Source organism: Sphingosinicella microcystinivorans (assembly GCF_027941835.1).
In the GTDB taxonomy this organism is placed as follows: domain Bacteria; phylum Pseudomonadota; class Alphaproteobacteria; order Sphingomonadales; family Sphingomonadaceae; genus Sphingosinicella.
On sequence record NZ_CP116005.1, the window covers coordinates 3,351,989 to 3,367,848 of the forward strand.

General features: G+C 68.5%; 14 protein-coding genes and 1 pseudogene. 10 read left to right on the plus strand and 5 right to left on the minus strand.

The genetic code is table 11. The features are described 5' to 3' along the window. The first annotated feature begins 54 nt into the window (after positions 1-54). The 8 genes from PE061_RS16090 (at position 55) to PE061_RS16125 (ending at position 7,399) form a co-directional block, all read left to right on the plus strand. Positions 55-828: a septal ring lytic transglycosylase RlpA family protein gene (locus PE061_RS16090; protein ID WP_271256241.1), complete on the plus strand. Its 774-nt coding sequence runs from the start codon at positions 55-57 to the stop codon at positions 826-828. 149 nt (positions 829-977) lie between these two features. Continuing rightward, entirely contained in the window at positions 978-2,135 is a 1,158-nt protein-coding gene (locus PE061_RS16095) for a D-alanyl-D-alanine carboxypeptidase family protein (RefSeq protein WP_271256242.1), read from the plus strand. 6 nt (positions 2,136-2,141) lie between these two features. After that, positions 2,142-2,753 (plus strand): dTMP kinase, encoded by a 612-nt coding sequence (gene tmk / locus PE061_RS16100; RefSeq protein ID WP_271256243.1) that lies wholly within the window; start codon positions 2,142-2,144, stop codon positions 2,751-2,753. Between the two features lie 10 nt (positions 2,754-2,763). Further along, on the plus strand, positions 2,764-3,687 hold the full coding sequence (locus tag PE061_RS16105) for a DNA polymerase III subunit delta' (protein ID WP_271256244.1): 924 nt from the start codon (positions 2,764-2,766) through the stop codon (positions 3,685-3,687). An 18-nt stretch (positions 3,688-3,705) separates the two neighbouring features. Continuing rightward, positions 3,706-5,277, plus strand: a complete 1,572-nt coding sequence (gene metG, locus PE061_RS16110) for a methionine--tRNA ligase (RefSeq protein WP_271256245.1) — start codon at positions 3,706-3,708, stop codon at positions 5,275-5,277. Further along, on the plus strand, positions 5,267-6,040 hold the full coding sequence (locus tag PE061_RS16115) for a TatD family hydrolase (RefSeq protein WP_271256246.1): 774 nt from the start codon (positions 5,267-5,269) through the stop codon (positions 6,038-6,040). The genes metG and PE061_RS16115 overlap by 11 nt, the downstream gene beginning before the upstream one ends. Beyond that, positions 6,037-6,801 carry an MBL fold metallo-hydrolase gene (locus PE061_RS16120; protein WP_271256247.1) on the plus strand — a complete coding sequence of 255 codons (765 nt, stop codon included), beginning with the start codon at positions 6,037-6,039 and terminating at the stop codon, positions 6,799-6,801. The genes PE061_RS16115 and PE061_RS16120 overlap by 4 nt, the downstream gene beginning before the upstream one ends. A 4-nt stretch (positions 6,802-6,805) precedes the next feature. Next, positions 6,806-7,399: a retropepsin-like aspartic protease family protein gene (locus PE061_RS16125; RefSeq protein ID WP_271256248.1), complete on the plus strand. Its 594-nt coding sequence runs from the start codon at positions 6,806-6,808 to the stop codon at positions 7,397-7,399. Positions 7,400-7,425: 26 nt separating this feature from the next. Here PE061_RS16125 and PE061_RS16130 read toward each other — a convergent pair whose 3' ends face one another. Continuing rightward, positions 7,426-8,964 (minus strand): phospholipase D-like domain-containing protein, encoded by a 1,539-nt coding sequence (locus PE061_RS16130; protein ID WP_271256249.1) that lies wholly within the window; start codon positions 8,962-8,964, stop codon positions 7,426-7,428. A gap of 166 nt (positions 8,965-9,130) precedes the next feature. Between PE061_RS16130 and PE061_RS16135 the strand changes: the two genes are divergently transcribed. Both PE061_RS16135 and mazG read left to right on the plus strand, forming a co-directional pair. Next, positions 9,131-9,541 (plus strand): group II truncated hemoglobin, encoded by a 411-nt coding sequence (locus PE061_RS16135; RefSeq protein WP_271256250.1) that lies wholly within the window; start codon positions 9,131-9,133, stop codon positions 9,539-9,541. Between the two features lie 123 nt (positions 9,542-9,664). Further along, positions 9,665-10,435, plus strand: coding sequence for a nucleoside triphosphate pyrophosphohydrolase (gene mazG, locus PE061_RS16140; RefSeq protein WP_271256251.1), 771 nt, complete (start codon positions 9,665-9,667; stop codon positions 10,433-10,435). A gap of 10 nt (positions 10,436-10,445) precedes the next feature. Here the strand turns inward: mazG and hflX are convergent, their stop codons facing one another. The 4 genes and pseudogenes from hflX to PE061_RS16160 form a co-directional block, all read right to left on the minus strand. Beyond that, positions 10,446-11,711: a GTPase HflX gene (gene hflX, locus PE061_RS16145; protein ID WP_271259230.1), complete on the minus strand. Its 1,266-nt coding sequence runs from the start codon at positions 11,709-11,711 to the stop codon at positions 10,446-10,448. Positions 11,712-11,815: 104 nt separating this feature from the next. Continuing rightward, positions 11,816-12,055 (minus strand): annotated as a pseudogene (gene hfq, locus PE061_RS16150) (RNA chaperone Hfq); the annotation flags it as partial. A gap of 75 nt (positions 12,056-12,130) precedes the next feature. Next, positions 12,131-13,534: a sigma-54-dependent transcriptional regulator gene (locus tag PE061_RS16155; RefSeq protein WP_271256252.1), complete on the minus strand. Its 1,404-nt coding sequence runs from the start codon at positions 13,532-13,534 to the stop codon at positions 12,131-12,133. Positions 13,535-13,538: 4 nt separating this feature from the next. Continuing rightward, positions 13,539-15,809 (minus strand): sensor histidine kinase NtrY-like, encoded by a 2,271-nt coding sequence (locus PE061_RS16160; RefSeq protein ID WP_271256253.1) that lies wholly within the window; start codon positions 15,807-15,809, stop codon positions 13,539-13,541. Positions 15,810-15,860 lie beyond the last annotated feature (51 nt).

The window sequence follows — 15,860 nt, forward strand, 5'->3', positions numbered from 1 at the left end:
TTCGGTGATTCCTGTTCCCGCATCGTTCCAGTGCTGAGCGGGGAAGGGGGCGCAATGGTCGGTATCGCGGGACATTTGAAGGCGGGCTTCGCGCCGTTCCTGCTCCTGCCGCTGCTCGCCGCGTGCGCGGGGAGCGTGCAGGCGCCGAAGAGCGCGGGCACGTACAAGGTCGGCAATCCCTACCAGATCGCGGGCAGGTGGTATTACCCGTCCGACGATCCGCACTATCAGGAAACCGGCACCGCCTCGTGGTACGGCCCGACCTTCCACGGCAAGTCCACCGCGAACGGCGAGCGGTTCGACGAGAACGACGTCACCGCCGCGCACCGCACGCTGCCGATGCCGAGCTGGGTGGAGGTGACGAACCTCGAGAACGGCCGCAAGCTCGTCGTGCGCGTCAACGATCGCGGGCCGTTCGCGAAGGACCGCATCATCGACCTGTCGCGCCGCTCCGCGCAGCTTCTCGGCGTCGAGCGGCAAGGCACCGCGCGCGTCCATGTGAAGCGCATCTATCCGAAGGGGCAGCAGCCGACCGTGGTTGCCGCCGCACCGCCTCCGCCGCCGCCCGCGCCCGTCGCGGCCCCGCAGGTGCCGCCGGGAGACATCTTCGTGCAGGTCGCGGCGCTGTCCGACCGCGGCCGTGCCGCCAGCCTCGCCGCCGAGATCAGCCGCTTCGGGGTCAGCAACATCAGCTCCACCGGCACCGGCTTCTACCGCGTCCGCGTCGGGCCGTTCGCCGACGAGGCGAGCGCCGCCTCGGTGCTGGCGCAGCTTCAGGCGGCAGGCTATGCGGAGGCGCGTCTGGTCGGGCTGGGGCCGAGGGCCTGACGCGCACCTGCTTTTCAAGCTTTCGTAATCCATTTCCCTCCGCGCTGGCGGAGCCTTCGGACGCGGGCTATAGCTGGGCGAGACTCGTGCGGGCATCATCCGGGGCCGGAAGACCCGCCGAAGCCGATCAGAAGGAGTGAACCCAAGCGATGCGTCTTGCCGCGCCGATCTCGGCCCTTGTGCTGGCTTTCGCCGTCCCCCCCGCCGCCGCCAACTACCAGAGCCTCGCGCCCTTCGCGTACCTGAAGGACGTCAGCACCGGCGCCGTGCTCTATTCGCAGGCCGCCGACCAGCACATGCCGCCGGCCTCGATGGCGAAGATGATGACGACGCATGTCGCCTTCGATCTCGTCAAGCAGGGCAAGCTGAGGCTCGACCAGAAATTCCGCGTGCGCGCGGAAACATGGCAGAAGTGGCACGGGCCGAAGGCGGGCTCCACCATGTTCCTGTCGGTCGATCAGGAGGTCTCGGTCGAGGACCTGCTGCACGGCATCGTCACGCTTTCGGGCAACGACGCCTGCGTGGTGCTGGCGGAGGGCATTTCCGGCACCGAGGAAGCCTTCGCCGAGCTGATGAACGCCGAAGCCAAGAAGCTCGGCCTCACGGGCTCGCACTTCACCAATTCGAACGGCTGGCCGGACGACCGGCAGGTGGTGACGCCGCACGACCTCGCGATCATCGCCGAGCGGACGATCAGGGACTACCCCGACCTCTACAAGAAGTTCTACGCGGTCGAGAGCTTCACGTGGGGCCAGACGATGGGCGGCAAGCCGATCACGCAGCCGAACCGCAACCCCATCCTCGGCAAGGTGCGCGGCGCGGACGGGCTCAAGACCGGCCACACCGAGGCGGCGGGCTACGGCTTCACCGGCTCCGCCGAGCAGGACGGGCGGCGGCTGGTGATGGTCGTCTCGGGGCTCACCTCGTGGGACGAGCGCGTCAAGGAATCCATCCGCATGATGGAATGGGGCTTCGGCGCGTGGGACGCGAAGCCGATCCTCGCGGACGGCAAGGTGGCGCTGCGCGCGCCCGTGTTCCTCGGCACGGCGAAGGATGTCGGCGTCACCGCCGCGCCGGGTACGAAGGTTTCGGTGCCGAAGGCGATCGTGTCCGGCCTCAATGCGAAGATCGTCTACGACGGCCCGATCGCCGCGCCGGTCGCCAAGGGGCAGAAGATCGCCGAGCTGGTGCTCACGGTCCCCGGCCTTGCCGATCAGCGCGTGCCGCTCGTCGCCGCCGAGACGGTGGAGAAAGCCGGTCCGTTCGGCCGCATGATGGCGGCGCTCAGGCACGTGTTCGGCGGCTGAGGCCGCGTGCCGGGCAGGTTCATCAGCTTCGAAGGCGGGGAGGGGAGCGGCAAGAGCACCCAGCTCCGCCGTCTTGCCGTGCGTCTCGACGCGCAGGGCGTCACGGTCGCGACGACGCGCGAGCCCGGCGGCACGCCCGGCGCCGAGGACATCCGCAGCCTGCTCGTCGAGGGCGAGCCGGGGCGCTGGGACGGGCGCGTCGAGGCGCTGCTCGTGAATGCGGCCCGCGCCGATCACGTGTCGCGGCTCATCCGCCCTGCGCTCGCCGGGGGCACGTGGGTGCTCTGCGACCGCTACGTCCACTCCACGCTCGCCTATCAAGGGGCAGCGCGCGGTCTCGATGAGGCCGAGTTGCGGCGACTTCACGCCTTCGCGACCGGCGACCTCTGGCCCGATCTCACCATCGTGCTCGACGTCGACCCCGCGCTCGGCCTTGCCCGCGCCGCCGGGCGGGCCGGGGCCGAGGCACGCTTCGAAGGCGAGCCGCCCGCGTTCCACAAGGCGGTGCGCGAACGGTTCCTGAGCTTCCCCGACGTGGCGGTGATCCCGAGCGACGCGTCCGTCGATGACGTCGGCGATGCGGTCTGGGCCGTGGTCTCGGCGCGTTTCGGCCTGTGAGCGCCGTCCTGTGAGTATCATTGGCCATCAGGTGCAGCAGGATGCGTTCCGCGCCGCGTGGGATCAGGGCAAGGTGCACCACGCCTGGCTGCTCACCGGTCCGCCCGGCATCGGCAAGGCGAGCGTGGCGCAGGCGCTCGCCCGCTTCGTGCTGACGGACGGGAAGGGGCCGCCGCACCCGGCGCTGGCGCTGATCGAGGCGGGCAGCCACCCCGACCTCCGCGTTCTCCAGCGCGGCCTCACCGATCGTGGCACGCTCCGCGCCGAGATCGTCGTCGACCAGATCCGCGACCTCCAGCCGTTGTTCCAGTCGAAGCCCGGCTATGGGGGCTGGCGTATCGTCATCGTCGATGCCGCGGACGAGATGAATCGCAGCGCCGCCAATGCCTTCCTCAAGAATCTTGAGGAACCGCCGGAAAAGACGCTGTTCCTGCTCGTCAGCCACAGCCCCGTGCGGCTGCTGCCGACGATCCGCTCGCGCTGCCGCACGCTGCGCTTCCAGCCGCTCGCCGACGCCGACGTGCGCGCGGTGCTCACGCGCGAACTGGAGAGCGGCAGCGAGGCCGAGATCAACGCGCTGGTGACGCTGGCGGAAGGCTCGCCGGGCCGCGCGCTGCGCTTCGCCGGGCTCGACGTCGAGAAGCTCACGCAGGCGCTCGCCGAGCTTTCGAAGGGGCAGGGCGATGCGCTGGCGCTTGCGCGCTCGCTCGCGGGCAAGACCGCGCAGGCGCGCTACGAGGCGTTCGTCGAGCTGGTCCCTGCCTTCATCGCCGGCGCGGCGCGCGCGCGCACCGGCGCATCGCTTGCACGCGCGCTCCAGCTGTGGGAGAAGGCCCACGCCCTCGCCGCCGAGGCCGTGCCGCTCGCCTACGATCCGCAGGCTGTCGCGTTCGAACTGGCGGGATACGTGGGCGAACTCGACAACCCCCGGTAGCAGAGCAAGCACGCCCGCATGAGTGCCAAGCGGAAATTCTATATCACGACCGCCATCTCGTACCCCAACGGCCGCCCGCACATGGGCCACGCCTACGAGGACATCGCGACCGACGTCATCGCGCGCTATCACAGGCTGGTCGGCGACGACGTGTTCTTCATGACCGGCACGGACGAGCACGGCCTCAAGATCGCGCAGGCCGCCCGCAGCAACGATACCGATCCGCGCAGCTTCGTCGATGGAATGGTCACGCATTTCAAGGACATGTGCGCGCGTCTCAACATCAGCCACGATCGCTTTATCCGCACCACGGAGCCCGCGCACTACGCCTGCGTTCAGGACCTCTGGAAGCGCATGGAAGCGAACGGCGACATCTACCTCGGCCGCTACGAAGGCTGGTACTCGGTCCGCGACGAGGCCTATTACGACGAGAGCGAGCTGGTGCCGGGCGAGGGCGGCGAGAAGCTGTCGCCGCAGGGCACGCCGGTCGAGTGGACCGTGGAGGAAAGCTATTTCTTCCGCCTCTCCAGATACCAGCAGCCGCTGCTCGACCTCTACGAGCGGAACCCGGGCTTCATCCAGCCCGCCACGCGCCGCAACGAGATGCTGCAATTCGTGCGCGGCGGCCTCAGCGACCTGTCGATCTCGCGCACCAGCTTCGACTGGGGCATCCCGGTGCCGGGCGCGCCCGGCCATGTCATGTACGTGTGGCTCGACGCGCTCAGCAACTACCTCACCGGCGTCGGCTATCCCGATGAATCCTATACGAAATGGTGGCCCGCGGACGTGCACGTGATCGGCAAGGACGTGGTGCGCTTCCACACCGTCTACTGGCCCGCGTTCCTGATGTCGGCGGGCATCGAACTGCCGCGCATGGTGTTCGGCCACGGCTTCGTGCTCAACAAGGGCGAGAAGATGTCGAAGTCGCTCGGCAACGTCGTCGAGCCGCTGGCGATGGCCGAGGAATACGGCGTCGACCAGCTCCGCTACTTCCTCATCCGCGACGTGCCGTTCGGGCAGGACGGCAGCTACAGCCACGACGCCATCGTCACGCGCACCAACGCCGATCTCGCGAACAGCTTCGGCAATCTCGCGCAGCGGACCTTGTCGCAGATTTTCAAGAATCTGGACGGCGTTCTTCCCGCATCGCTCGATCAGAACGCCGATGATGCGGCGCTGCTGAAAAGCGTGTCCGAGGGCTGCGAGGGCCTGCGCGCCGCGTTCGAGGCCTACGACCTGTCGCGCGGTGTCGAGACGTGGCTGCACGCGGTGTTCGCCTGCAACGCCTATATCGACGCGCAGGAGCCGTGGAAGCTGAAGAAGACGGACCCGGAGCGCATGAAAATCGTGCTCGGCACGCTGTTCGTCGCCATCCACGATCTCGCCGTCGCCATCTCGCCGGTGATCCCGGCGTCGGCGGCGAATCTGCTGGGTCAAATGGGCGTGCCCGACACCGACCGCGATTTCGCGAGCATCGGCGGAGACGGGGGCGGCGACTGGTACGCGCGCCTCGCCGCGTCCGGCTTCCGGCTCGAAGCGCCGCAGGGCGTCTTCCCGCGCTATGTCGAAGCGGAACCCGATGCCGGTTGATAGCCATTGCCACCTGAACTACCCCGGCCTCGTCGAGGATCAGGCGGGCATCATCGCGCGCGCGCGCGCGGCGGGTGTCTCGGCGATGCTCGCCATTTCGACGCGCAGCAGCGAATGGGATGACGTCATCCGCATCGCCGAGGGCACGTCCGACATCTGGGCGAGCGTCGGCGTCCACCCGCACGAGGCGGACAGCGAGGACATCGAGGAGACCCGGCTCGTCGCGGCGACCCGCCACCCGCGCGTCGTCGGCATCGGCGAGACCGGCCTCGACTATTACTACGACAAAAGCGACCGCGAACGTCAGCGCGCCAGCTTCCGCCGCCACATCGCCGCCGCGCGCGAAACCGGCCTGCCGGTGATCGTCCACACGCGCGACGCGGAAGGCGACACGCTGGAGATCATGGGCGATGAACTGGGGAAGGGGACCTACGGCGCCGTCATCCACTGCTTCACCGCGAGCGCGGACTTCGGCCGCAAGATGCTCGATCTCGGTTTCTACATCTCGCTTTCGGGCATCGTCACGTTCAGGAACGCCACCGATCTCGCTGATTTCGCAAGGGAAGTTCCGGACGATCGCTTGCTCGTCGAAACCGACGCGCCGTTCCTCGCGCCGGTGCCGAAGCGCGGCAAGACCTGCGAGCCGGCCTTCGTGACGCACACCGCCGCCTTCATCGCGGAGAAGCGCGGCGTCAGCTACGAAGACCTCGACCGCACGACGAGCGCGAACTTCTACCGCCTGTTCTCGAAAGCCGCGGCGTGAAGGTCACGATCCTCGGCTGCGGCACGTCGAGCGGCGTGCCGCGCATCGGCAACGACTGGGGCGCCTGCGACCCGGGCGAGCCGAAGAACCGCCGCCGCCGCGTCTCCGTGATGGTCGAGGCCGAGGGTCACACCATCATCATGGACACGAGCCCGGACCTTCGCGAGCAGCTGCTGAGCGCGGGCGTCACGCGCATCGACGCCGTGCTCTACACGCACGACCACGCCGATCATGCCCACGGAATCGACGACTTGCGGCAGGTCTTTCACATCATGCGCAAACCCGTCGACTGCTATGCGACGCCGGACACGTGGCGCGTCCTCAAGGCGCGCTTCGACTATGTGTTCGCGGGCGGGCTCGGCTATCCGCCGAGCTGCGTGGCGCACGACCTCCCGGCGAAGCTCACCGTGGGGCCGATGACGGTGACGCCGTTCGAGCAGGTGCACGGCCCCATCCGCTCCACCGGCTTTCGCATCGACCACGCCGGCCATTCGATGGCCTATTCCACCGACATCAGCGACCTCACGCTCTCCGCGGACAATGCGGTGAAGGGCGTCGATCTCTGGATCGTCGACGCGCTCCGCCGCAAGCCGCACCCGACGCACAGCCACCTCGACCGCACATTGTCGTGGATCGCCCGCCTGCGTCCGCGCCGCGCGATCCTCACGCACATGGACAACAGCATGGATTATGCCAGCCTTGCCAAGACGTTGCCGCAGGGTGTCGAGCCGGGGTACGATATGCTGACGGTGGAGCTTTAGGCGCATGTTCGAAGGGCTGAGCACGGGTGAGAAGGGCGCGCTCATCAGCTCGGTCGGCTTCGCCGTCCTCATCCTGATGAGCCTGATCCCGCGTCTCCGCGAGGTCGGCGCGACGAAAACGCTGAAGATGGCGCTGTCGTGGGTCCTCATCTTCGGCGGCCTCGTCTTCCTCGTCACGCAGTGGCCCCAGATCCGCGGCGCGCTCGATCCGGCGTCGCCGCGCACCGAAGGCGACGAAATGCTGCTCACCGCGCGCGAGGACGGGCATTTCTACGTGCGCGGCACGATCAACGGAGCAAGCGTGCTGTTCATGGTGGACACCGGCGCCACCGACATCGTGCTCACGATGGAAACCGCCGCGCGCGCCGGGTTCAGCCCCGATACGCTCCGCTTCGACGGCGTGGCCGACACCGCGAACGGCATGGTCCGCACAGCGGGCGTCCGGCTCGGCGAGCTGACGATCGGCGACGTCACGCTCCGCGACGTGCCCGCCAGCATCAACGAGGGCGCGCTCACCACCAACCTCCTCGGTATGCGTTTCCTGCGGACGCTGAAAAGCTGGCGCGTCGAGGGCGATACGCTGATCCTGCGGCCGTAATATGGAGGGACGCACCCGGCTCATTGTCACCTCCTGCGCGGGCGCCGCCGTATACGCCCCTTGAGCCGCGCCATGCCCTCCCGCCAGCGCATCCGCAGGCCCCGCTTGTGCAGCGGCTCGAAAAAGCCGTCGGGGTCTTCGGGATCGAGCAGTTCGTTGCCTGCAATGAACTGATCGAGCGGCCCCGGCTTCTCGAGGTCGAGCAGGTCCAGCGTCTTGCCCGGCCCGCGCAGTGCCTCGCCCTGTCCGCGCAGCGCCTCGATCGTGTCGACGAGCGAGCCCGTTTCCGCGAACCGCGCCGCGAAGTCCTCGGGCGAGACGTCCAGATGCTCGGCGAGCAGCCGGGTCCGCAGCGCCGCGATCGCGGGCGGCGTGTCGGCATTGGCGGGGAGGGCGGCGTCGATGATGACGTCGCATTCGCTGTCCAGCCCCATCGAGCGGTTGTTGAGGTTCGCCGAGCCGATCTTGAGCAGCCGGTCGTCGACGATCGCGACCTTGGCGTGCACATAGATGTCCGCGCCGCCCCCGGTCACGGGCACGTAGATACGGAAGCGGTTCAGCCGGTCCGCCTTGCCGATGGCGCGCGCAAGCAGCACGCGCGCGGCGTCCATCGCCTTCTGTTCGAGCCAGCCGTCCGCCGAGCGCGGCATCACCACCACGATCTCCGGCGGGTCGTCCTCCTCCATGCGCGCCGCGATGGCCGCGGCGATCCGGCCTGACGTCAGGTACTGGTTCTCGATGTAGATGAAGCGCCGCGCCGCCGCGATCATGTCCAGCCACAGCGCCTCGATCTCGCGCACCTCGGCGCAGTCGCGCCACGCCGCGCGGGTGCGCGCGACGGCGATGTCCACGTCGCGGAAATCGACCTCGGCATCGTCCGGCCAGTGGTCGTGGCCGTCTTCCGCCGGGGGCAGGTCGCGTCGCGTCGCGTGCTTCCACCGGTCGCGGCCGAGGTCGGCGAGCGCCTGCGCCGCGTCGCCGTCGAGCATCATGGTGACGTCATGCCACGGGCCGTAGGGCTTGCCGTCCGGCAGCGTGCGGCGCGGATCGTCGTCGGCGTGGGCCGTGGTGTCCCAGCGCGCGCACGAGATGTCGATGCCGCCGCACACCGCGAAGCGCTCGTCGATCACCACGATCTTCTGGTGGTGGCTGCACCCGGCGGGATGGAAGCTGTCGAAGCGGAAGTCGATCGCGCGCGTCATCTGCCAGCGCAGCAGCATCCATGCCGCGCGCGGGCGCAGGAACTGCTTCAGCGCGCCGAAGCTCCATTTCAGGATGTCGATCTGGCGCGCGGGGTTTTCGCGCGCGAGGCGCAGGAAGAAATGCCCCAGGCTTTCGCCGTGGCCGTTCCCGTCCGGCTCCAGCGCGATGCGCGTGTCGAAGTCCCAGCCGATGATGAGGATGCGCCGCCGCGCCGCCAGCATCGCCTCGCGCACGTAATGGTAGTAGTCGGCGGCATCGACCACGGCGGCGGCGCGCGCTGCCCTCTCGATGCGCCAGCAGTTGCGCCCCGCCTCGACGACGGGGGCGAGGGAAGGGTCGCCGCCCTGCTCTTCGTTTATCATTTGTTCTCCGGCTGTGTTCCGGTGGCCTAACGCCCTGAAGCAACGGTGGTGGTAACGCAAAACCCGCTGTTCGGCTCCCTCGTTCCGCGCAGGAAACGGATGGCGGCTGAACCCGATTTTGATCTGGATCAAGGAAATCTCGCCAAAGGCCCGGTTCATCGTCCCGATGAGCGATTCCGGCGTCAGCGCGACACCTTACGACAGCATCGGCGGCGAGGCCGCCGTCAGGCGCGTCGTGGACCGTTTCTACGATCTCATGGAAAGCGAGCCCGGCTATGCGGCGCTGCGCGCGATGCACGCGCCGGACCTTGCGCCGATGCGCGGTTCGCTCGCCGGTTTCCTCACGGGCTGGCTTGGCGGGCCGCGCCGCTGGTTCGAAGAGAACGTCGGCGTCTGCGTGATGTCGGCGCACGCCGTGCTGCCCATCGACGCCGAGACTGCGCGGCAGTGGACGGACGCGATGGCGCGCGCGCTTTCGGAGAGCGGCGTCGACGCCGATCTCGCGGCCCGCATGAACGACGCGTTCGAGAGAATGGCCGGGGGAATGGCCCGGATGGCCGCGAACCGCGACAATTGATTTAACATAATATATATTATCGTTGTAAAAGATAAGGCATGGCGGACGTGTCCTGCGTGCCCCCTTTCTTATTCGCACGCTCCCGGCTTCCCCGAATCCGCTGCTGCGGCTACGCGGGATGTCATGAGCAAGGAAACCGCGCCCGAAGCCTACGCCCGACTTGCCGACGTGATGCGCGCGCTGCGCGATCCCGCGCGCGGCTGCCCGTGGGATATCGAACAGGATTTCGCGTCCATCGCGCCGTACACGATCGAGGAAGCCCACGAGGTCGCCGACGCCATCGCGCGCGGCGACATGGCCGACCTTCAGGGCGAACTCGGCGACCTGCTGCTTCAGGTCGTCTACCATGCGCAGATGGCGGCCGAGGCCGGGCATTTCACGCTGGCTGACGTCACCTCCGGCATCACCGACAAGATGGTCCGCCGCCACCCGCACGTCTTCGGTGACGCCAGCGTCGCGGATGCGGACGCCCAGACGGCGGCGTGGGAGGACCAGAAGGCCCGCGAGCGCGGCAACCGGGGCGCGCTCGCGGGCGTGGCGCTCGGCCTCCCCGCGCTGATGCGCGCGCAGAAGCTGCAACGCCGCGCCGCACGCGTCGGCTTCGACTGGCCCGACGCGGCGGGTCCGCGCGCGAAGATCAACGAGGAACTGGCCGAGGTCGAGACCGCCGACGATGCCTCACGCGCCGGCGAGATCGGCGACCTGCTGTTCGCCGTCGTCAACTACGCCCGCCACCTCGGCATCGACGCCGAGGAGACGCTGCGCGCGGCGAACGCCAAGTTCGAACGCCGCTTCAACGCGGTGGAAGCCATCGCCGACAAACCCTTGCCGGACATGGACATCGAAGCGCTCGAAGCGCTGTGGCAGCGGGTGAAAGCAGCGGAGCGTTCTTGATTGGTGCCTTTTACGGCAGCGCCAGAAAACGCGCGCGGTCCTCGTCGCTGATCCGCACCTGCAACTCCACGGACTCGCCCTTCATGCGGCGTTTCAAGACGAGGCCATTGTTCTCCAGCCATGCGAGCCGCTTGCCGTCGCCCGCGCTGACGACGAACCTGTGCACGCGCGCGTCGCGCAGCAGCGTGTCGGAGATGAGCCTGCGGAGGTCGTCCACCCCTTCCCCGCTCACCGCCGATATGAGGATGCTGTTCGGCGCCGCCGCCTGTTCGAGCGCGGACTTGCGCGTCTCCGCGTCGAGCAGGTCGGCCTTGTTCAGCGCCTCGATGATCGGTCGCCCGCCGTCCGGATCGACGCCGAGGTCGGCGAGCACGTCGATGACGTCGCGCTTCTGCGCCTCGGCCTCCGGGTGCGCGATGTCGCGGACGTGGACGATGATGTCGGCATCGAGCACCTCCTCCAGCGTGGCGCGGAACGCGGCGACGAGCATGGTCGGCAGCTCGGAGACGAAACCGACGGTGTCCGAGAGGATCGCCTTGTCGATTCCGGGCAGCGCGATGGCGCGCATGGTGGGATCGAGCGTCGCGAACAGCAGGTCCTCCGCCATCACCGAAGCGCCGGTCAAGCGATTGAAAAGCGTGGACTTTCCGGCGTTCGTGTAGCCGACGAGGGCGATCACCGGATAGGGCGCCTTCTTGCGCTGACGGCGTTGCAGCCCGCGCGTGCGGCTGACCTCGCCGAGCTCCTTTCGCAGCCGCGCCATGCGCTCGCGAATGAGACGCCGGTCGGTCTCGATCTGCGTCTCGCCGGGGCCGCCGAGGAAGCCGAAGCCGCCGCGCTGGCGTTCGAGGTGTGTCCACGAGCGCACGAGGCGGCTCGCCTGATAGCCGAGGTGGGCGAGCTCGACCTGAAGCCGGCCCTCGCGGGTCGCCGCCCTCTCCCCGAAGATTTCGAGGATGAGTCCCGTGCGGTCGATGACCTTGGTGCCGGTGCCGGTCTCGAGGTTGCGCTGCTGGAGCGGCGACAGGGCGCCGTCGACGACGGTCAGCTCCGCGCCCGTCTCCTCGGCGAGCGCGGCGATCGCCTCCACCTGCCCCGCGCCGATCAGCGTCGCCGGGCGCGGGTCGCGGACACGGAAGATGCGCGTGCCGACCACGTCGAGCGTGATCGCCCCGGCAAGGCTCTTCGCTTCCTGGAGACGCGCCTCGGCGTCGCGGCGCGCGGCGGAGTCGCGGCGCACGACATCGGGCACGACGACGAGCGCCTTCGTGCCCACGCTGACGCCGCGGACGTCGTCGTGCGATCCGAAACTGTGGAACTGCTTACGCCGTCTGCCCCCGGCTTGCGGCGGCGTTCCGGCGTCGGGATCGGTCAATCGTCGTCGCCGTCTTTCTCGGGCTCAAACAATTGAACGGGGCTCGCCGGCATGATCGTGGAAATCGCGTGCTTGTAGACAAGCTGCGAATGACCGTCGCGGCGAAGCAGGACCGAAAAATTATCGAACCAGGTGATGACACCCTGTAGTTTTACGCCGTTCACGAGAAACATCGTCACCGGCGTCTTGCTCTTACGGACCGCGTTCAGGAACACGTCCTGCAAGTTATTGGCCTTGTCTGCCATGTCCCCCTAATCCTCTTACACTGCGCCCGATTGCCAGAGACGCGGGCACACTATTTGGGGGTCGGGGGCTTCCCGTCAAGTGTCGGAATTGACTTCATCGTCGCCTTTTCCGGGATCGGAGAGGCCGAGCGCCTTCAGTTTCCGGTGCAGCGCCGAGCGTTCCATGCCGATGAAAACCGCGGTTCGCGAGATATTCCCGGAGAAACGGCGGATCTGCACGCGCAGATACTCGCGCTCAAAGGATTCCCGCGCCTCGCGCAGCGGCGTGCCCATGATCGAGCGCACCGCCTCGTTCGGCATCAGCTTGGCGGGCTCTGCGATGATCTCGGAGGGCAGCATGTCGACCTCGATGCGCTGCGCGCGCTCGGGCGGCATCAGGATCAGCGTGCGCTCGATGATGTTCCTGAGCTGGCGGACGTTGCCCGGCCAGTCGTAGGTCTGGAGCGCGGCCATCGCGTCGTCGCTGATTCGCGGCGTCGGGATGCGGCGTTCCGCCGCCAGCTTCGCAAGGAAGTACTCGACGAGCTCGCCGATGTCCTCGCGCCGCTCGGAAAGCGGCGGCAGGTGCACGGGCACGACGCTCAGGCGATAGAACAGGTCCTCGCGGAAGCGCCCGGCGGCGATTTCCCCGGCGAGGTCGCGCGACGTGCTGCTGACGACGCGCACGTCCACCTTCACGCTGCGCGCGCCGCCGACGCGCTGGAACATCTGCTCGGTGAGCACGCGCAGGATGCGCGCCTGCGTCGCGAGCGGCATGTCGGCGACCTCGTCGAGGAACAGCGTGCCACCGTGCGCCTGCTCGAACAGGCCGATGCGGACGGGCTGGCCGTCCTCCTCCACGCCGAACAGCTCCTCCTCGAACCGGTCGGGGTGGAGCCGCGCCGCCGCCACGACCACGAACGGCCCGTTCGCGCGCGGCGACCACTGGTGGAGCAGGCGCGCGGCGACCTCCTTGCCCGAGCCCGGCGGGCCGTCGATCAGCACGCGGCTGCCCGTCGCCGCGACGCGCTTCAGCGTCGCGCGCACGCCGTTGATCATCGCGGACGAGCCGGTGAGCTCGCCCTCGATGCCGGCGCGCGAGCGAAGCTCCTCGTTCTCGCGGCGCAGGCGCTCCGCCTCGGTCGCGCGCTCGACGGTGTGGATCAGCTGGTCCGCCTGGAACGGCTTCTCGATGAAGTCGTAGGCGCCGCGCTTGATCGCCGCGACCGCCGTCTCGACGTTGCCGTGGCCCGAGATCATGATGACGGGAAGCCCCGGATTGCGCTGCTTCACGACCTCCAGCAGCTCGATGCCGTCGAGGCGCGAGCCCTGCAGCCAGATGTCGAGCACGAGCAGGCTCGGCAGGCGCTCGCTGAGCGCGGCGAGCGCGCTGTCGCTGTCGCCCGCCGTGCGCGTTTCATAGCCCTCGTCATCGAGGACACCTGCGATCAGTTCCCGGATATCGGCTTCATCGTCGACGATCAGAATATCAAGCGCCACACATCTACCTTTGCTGAACTGCGACTTTTTCCGGAATTCCCGGCTCTTGCGTGACATGGGCCTGCAAGGCGGCCAGATCGAAACTCATCACCGCGCAGGCGCCGCCGTCCGCCGCGTCCCTGAGGTCGAGCGTGCCGTCGTGCTCCTCCACGATCTTCTTGACGATGGCGAGGCCGAGGCCCGTGCCCTTCGTGCGCGTCGTCACATAGGGCTCGGTCAGCCGGTCGCGCTGGCTCGCGGGAAGGCCGATGCCGTTGTCGACGACCGTCACCACCAGCGTATCGGGCTCGGCGAGGCGTGCGGACAGGGCGATGCGGCCGTCCACATCGCCGTCCTTGCAGCGCGCGGCGACGGATTCGGCGGCGTTCTTCAAGAGGTTGGTGAGCGCCTGCGCGATCTGGCGGCGGTCGCAGACGAACGGCGGCAGGTTCGCCGGCACGTCCATGTCGTAGTCGAAGTCGCTGTGCGCGACCTCTTGCAGGAAGATCGCCTGCCGCGCGATGTCGAGGAACGATTCCGGCCTGAACACGGGCTTCGGCATCCGCGCGAACGACGAGAACTCGTCGACCATCTGGCGGAGGTCGCCGACCTGCCGGACGATGGTCTCGGTGAGGCTGCGGAACGTGTCCGCCCCCTCCTCGATCTTGTTGCCGTAGCGGCGCTGGAGCCGCTCGGCCGAAAGCTGGATGGGCGTCAGCGGGTTCTTGATCTCGTGCGCGATGCGCCGCGCCACGTCCGCCCATGCCGCGCGCCGCTGGTCGGCGAGCTGCTGGGTGATGTCGTCGAAGGTGATCACGTAGCCCCGGCTGCCGCCCGAGACGCCGCCCATGTGCACGAGCAGCGTCTGCACGTCGTTGCCGCGCGCGATCCGCACCTGCCCCGCCGCCTGCCCCGACGCGCGCGTCTCTTCGAGCAGCGCCGAAAACTCGGGCACGGCCTCCTCGATGGTCATGCCGCCGAGCGCTTCTTCCGTCATTTCGAGGAGAGCGGCGGCGGAGTGGCTGACGAGGCGGATATGGCCGTCCTCGTCGATCGAGATGACGCCCGCCGAAACGCTGGAGAGCACCGCCTCGGTGAACTGCCGCCGCGCGTCGAGCTGCTCGTTGGCGGCGACGAGCGCGCTCGTCTGCGCCTGTAATTGGCGCGTCATGCGGTTGAAGGTGCGCGCGAGCGTGCCGACCTCGTCGGGGCTGTTGCGGACCGGCACGCGCGCGGCGAGGTCGCCGCCCCCGACCCGCTCCGCCGCGCGGACGAGGCGCCCGATCGGCGCCACGAGCCGGTTCGCCAGCCACAGCGCCGAGAGGATTGCGGCGGCGAGGATGAGCAGCGCGATCACGAACAGCGCGAGGTTGAACTGCCATTGCAGGCTCTTCGAGCGCGCCAGCAGCGCGTCGTACTCGTTCATCGCGCCTTCCGCGCGCTGCGCCGACTGGAGCACGGCGGGATCGACGCTGCGGCTCACGTAGACGTAGCGTTCGAGCAGCGGGTCGATGCGGACGATCGCCTCGACCCGGTCCGAGGCCGTGGCGAGCACGCTGGCGCGGCCCGAGCGTGCCCGCGCGATGTCGGTGGGCAGGATGCGCTGCGTCAGCGGCGGCCCGCTCATGCCGACGGCGGCGTAGACGTGGTAGTTCTCGTCGCTCGGCGTGAAGACGCTCGCCTCGGTGAGGTTGCGGGCGGCGACCTGGAACGCGAGGCCCTCCGCGAACCCGGCGGAATCGATGCCGTAGCTGTTCGCGTATTCGTAGATGTCGGTTCCCATCGCCTCGATGTCCGCGACGATGCGCTGGCGGTTCTCCGCGACGTAGGAATGCGCGACCTGCTCGGCGTTCTGGAGCACGGTGCGGGCGTTGTCGGAGAACCAGAACTGCGTGCCGAACTGGAAAAGCAGCGAGGCGAACACCACGACGAGCAGCGTCGGGATCGCCGCGATCGCCGAGAACAGCGCCACCATGCGCACGTGCATCCGCGCGCCGGCGAGCCCGCGCCGCCGGTTGACGCGCAGGATCACGAAGCGGCGGCCGATCAGCACCAGCAGCGCCATCAGCGGCACGAGGTTGGCGACGAGCAGGATCGTGCGCCCGGAGGGCGTGTTGGCGGCGGTGAAGAACGTGTCGGTGAGCGCGAAATAGCTCGCGCAGCCCACGGCGACGGCGATCAGCCCCAGCGCGATCTCGAGCCGCGGGTACAGCTCGACGCGCGAGACCCAGCGGCTGATGCGACGGCGCAGCCGGCGGTGCGGCGATACTGGCTTGGGGGATGCAGTCGCGGACATGTTCAAACGCAGCTTAACCACTTTGCCTGTTGCCGCAAATACACAGTTGCG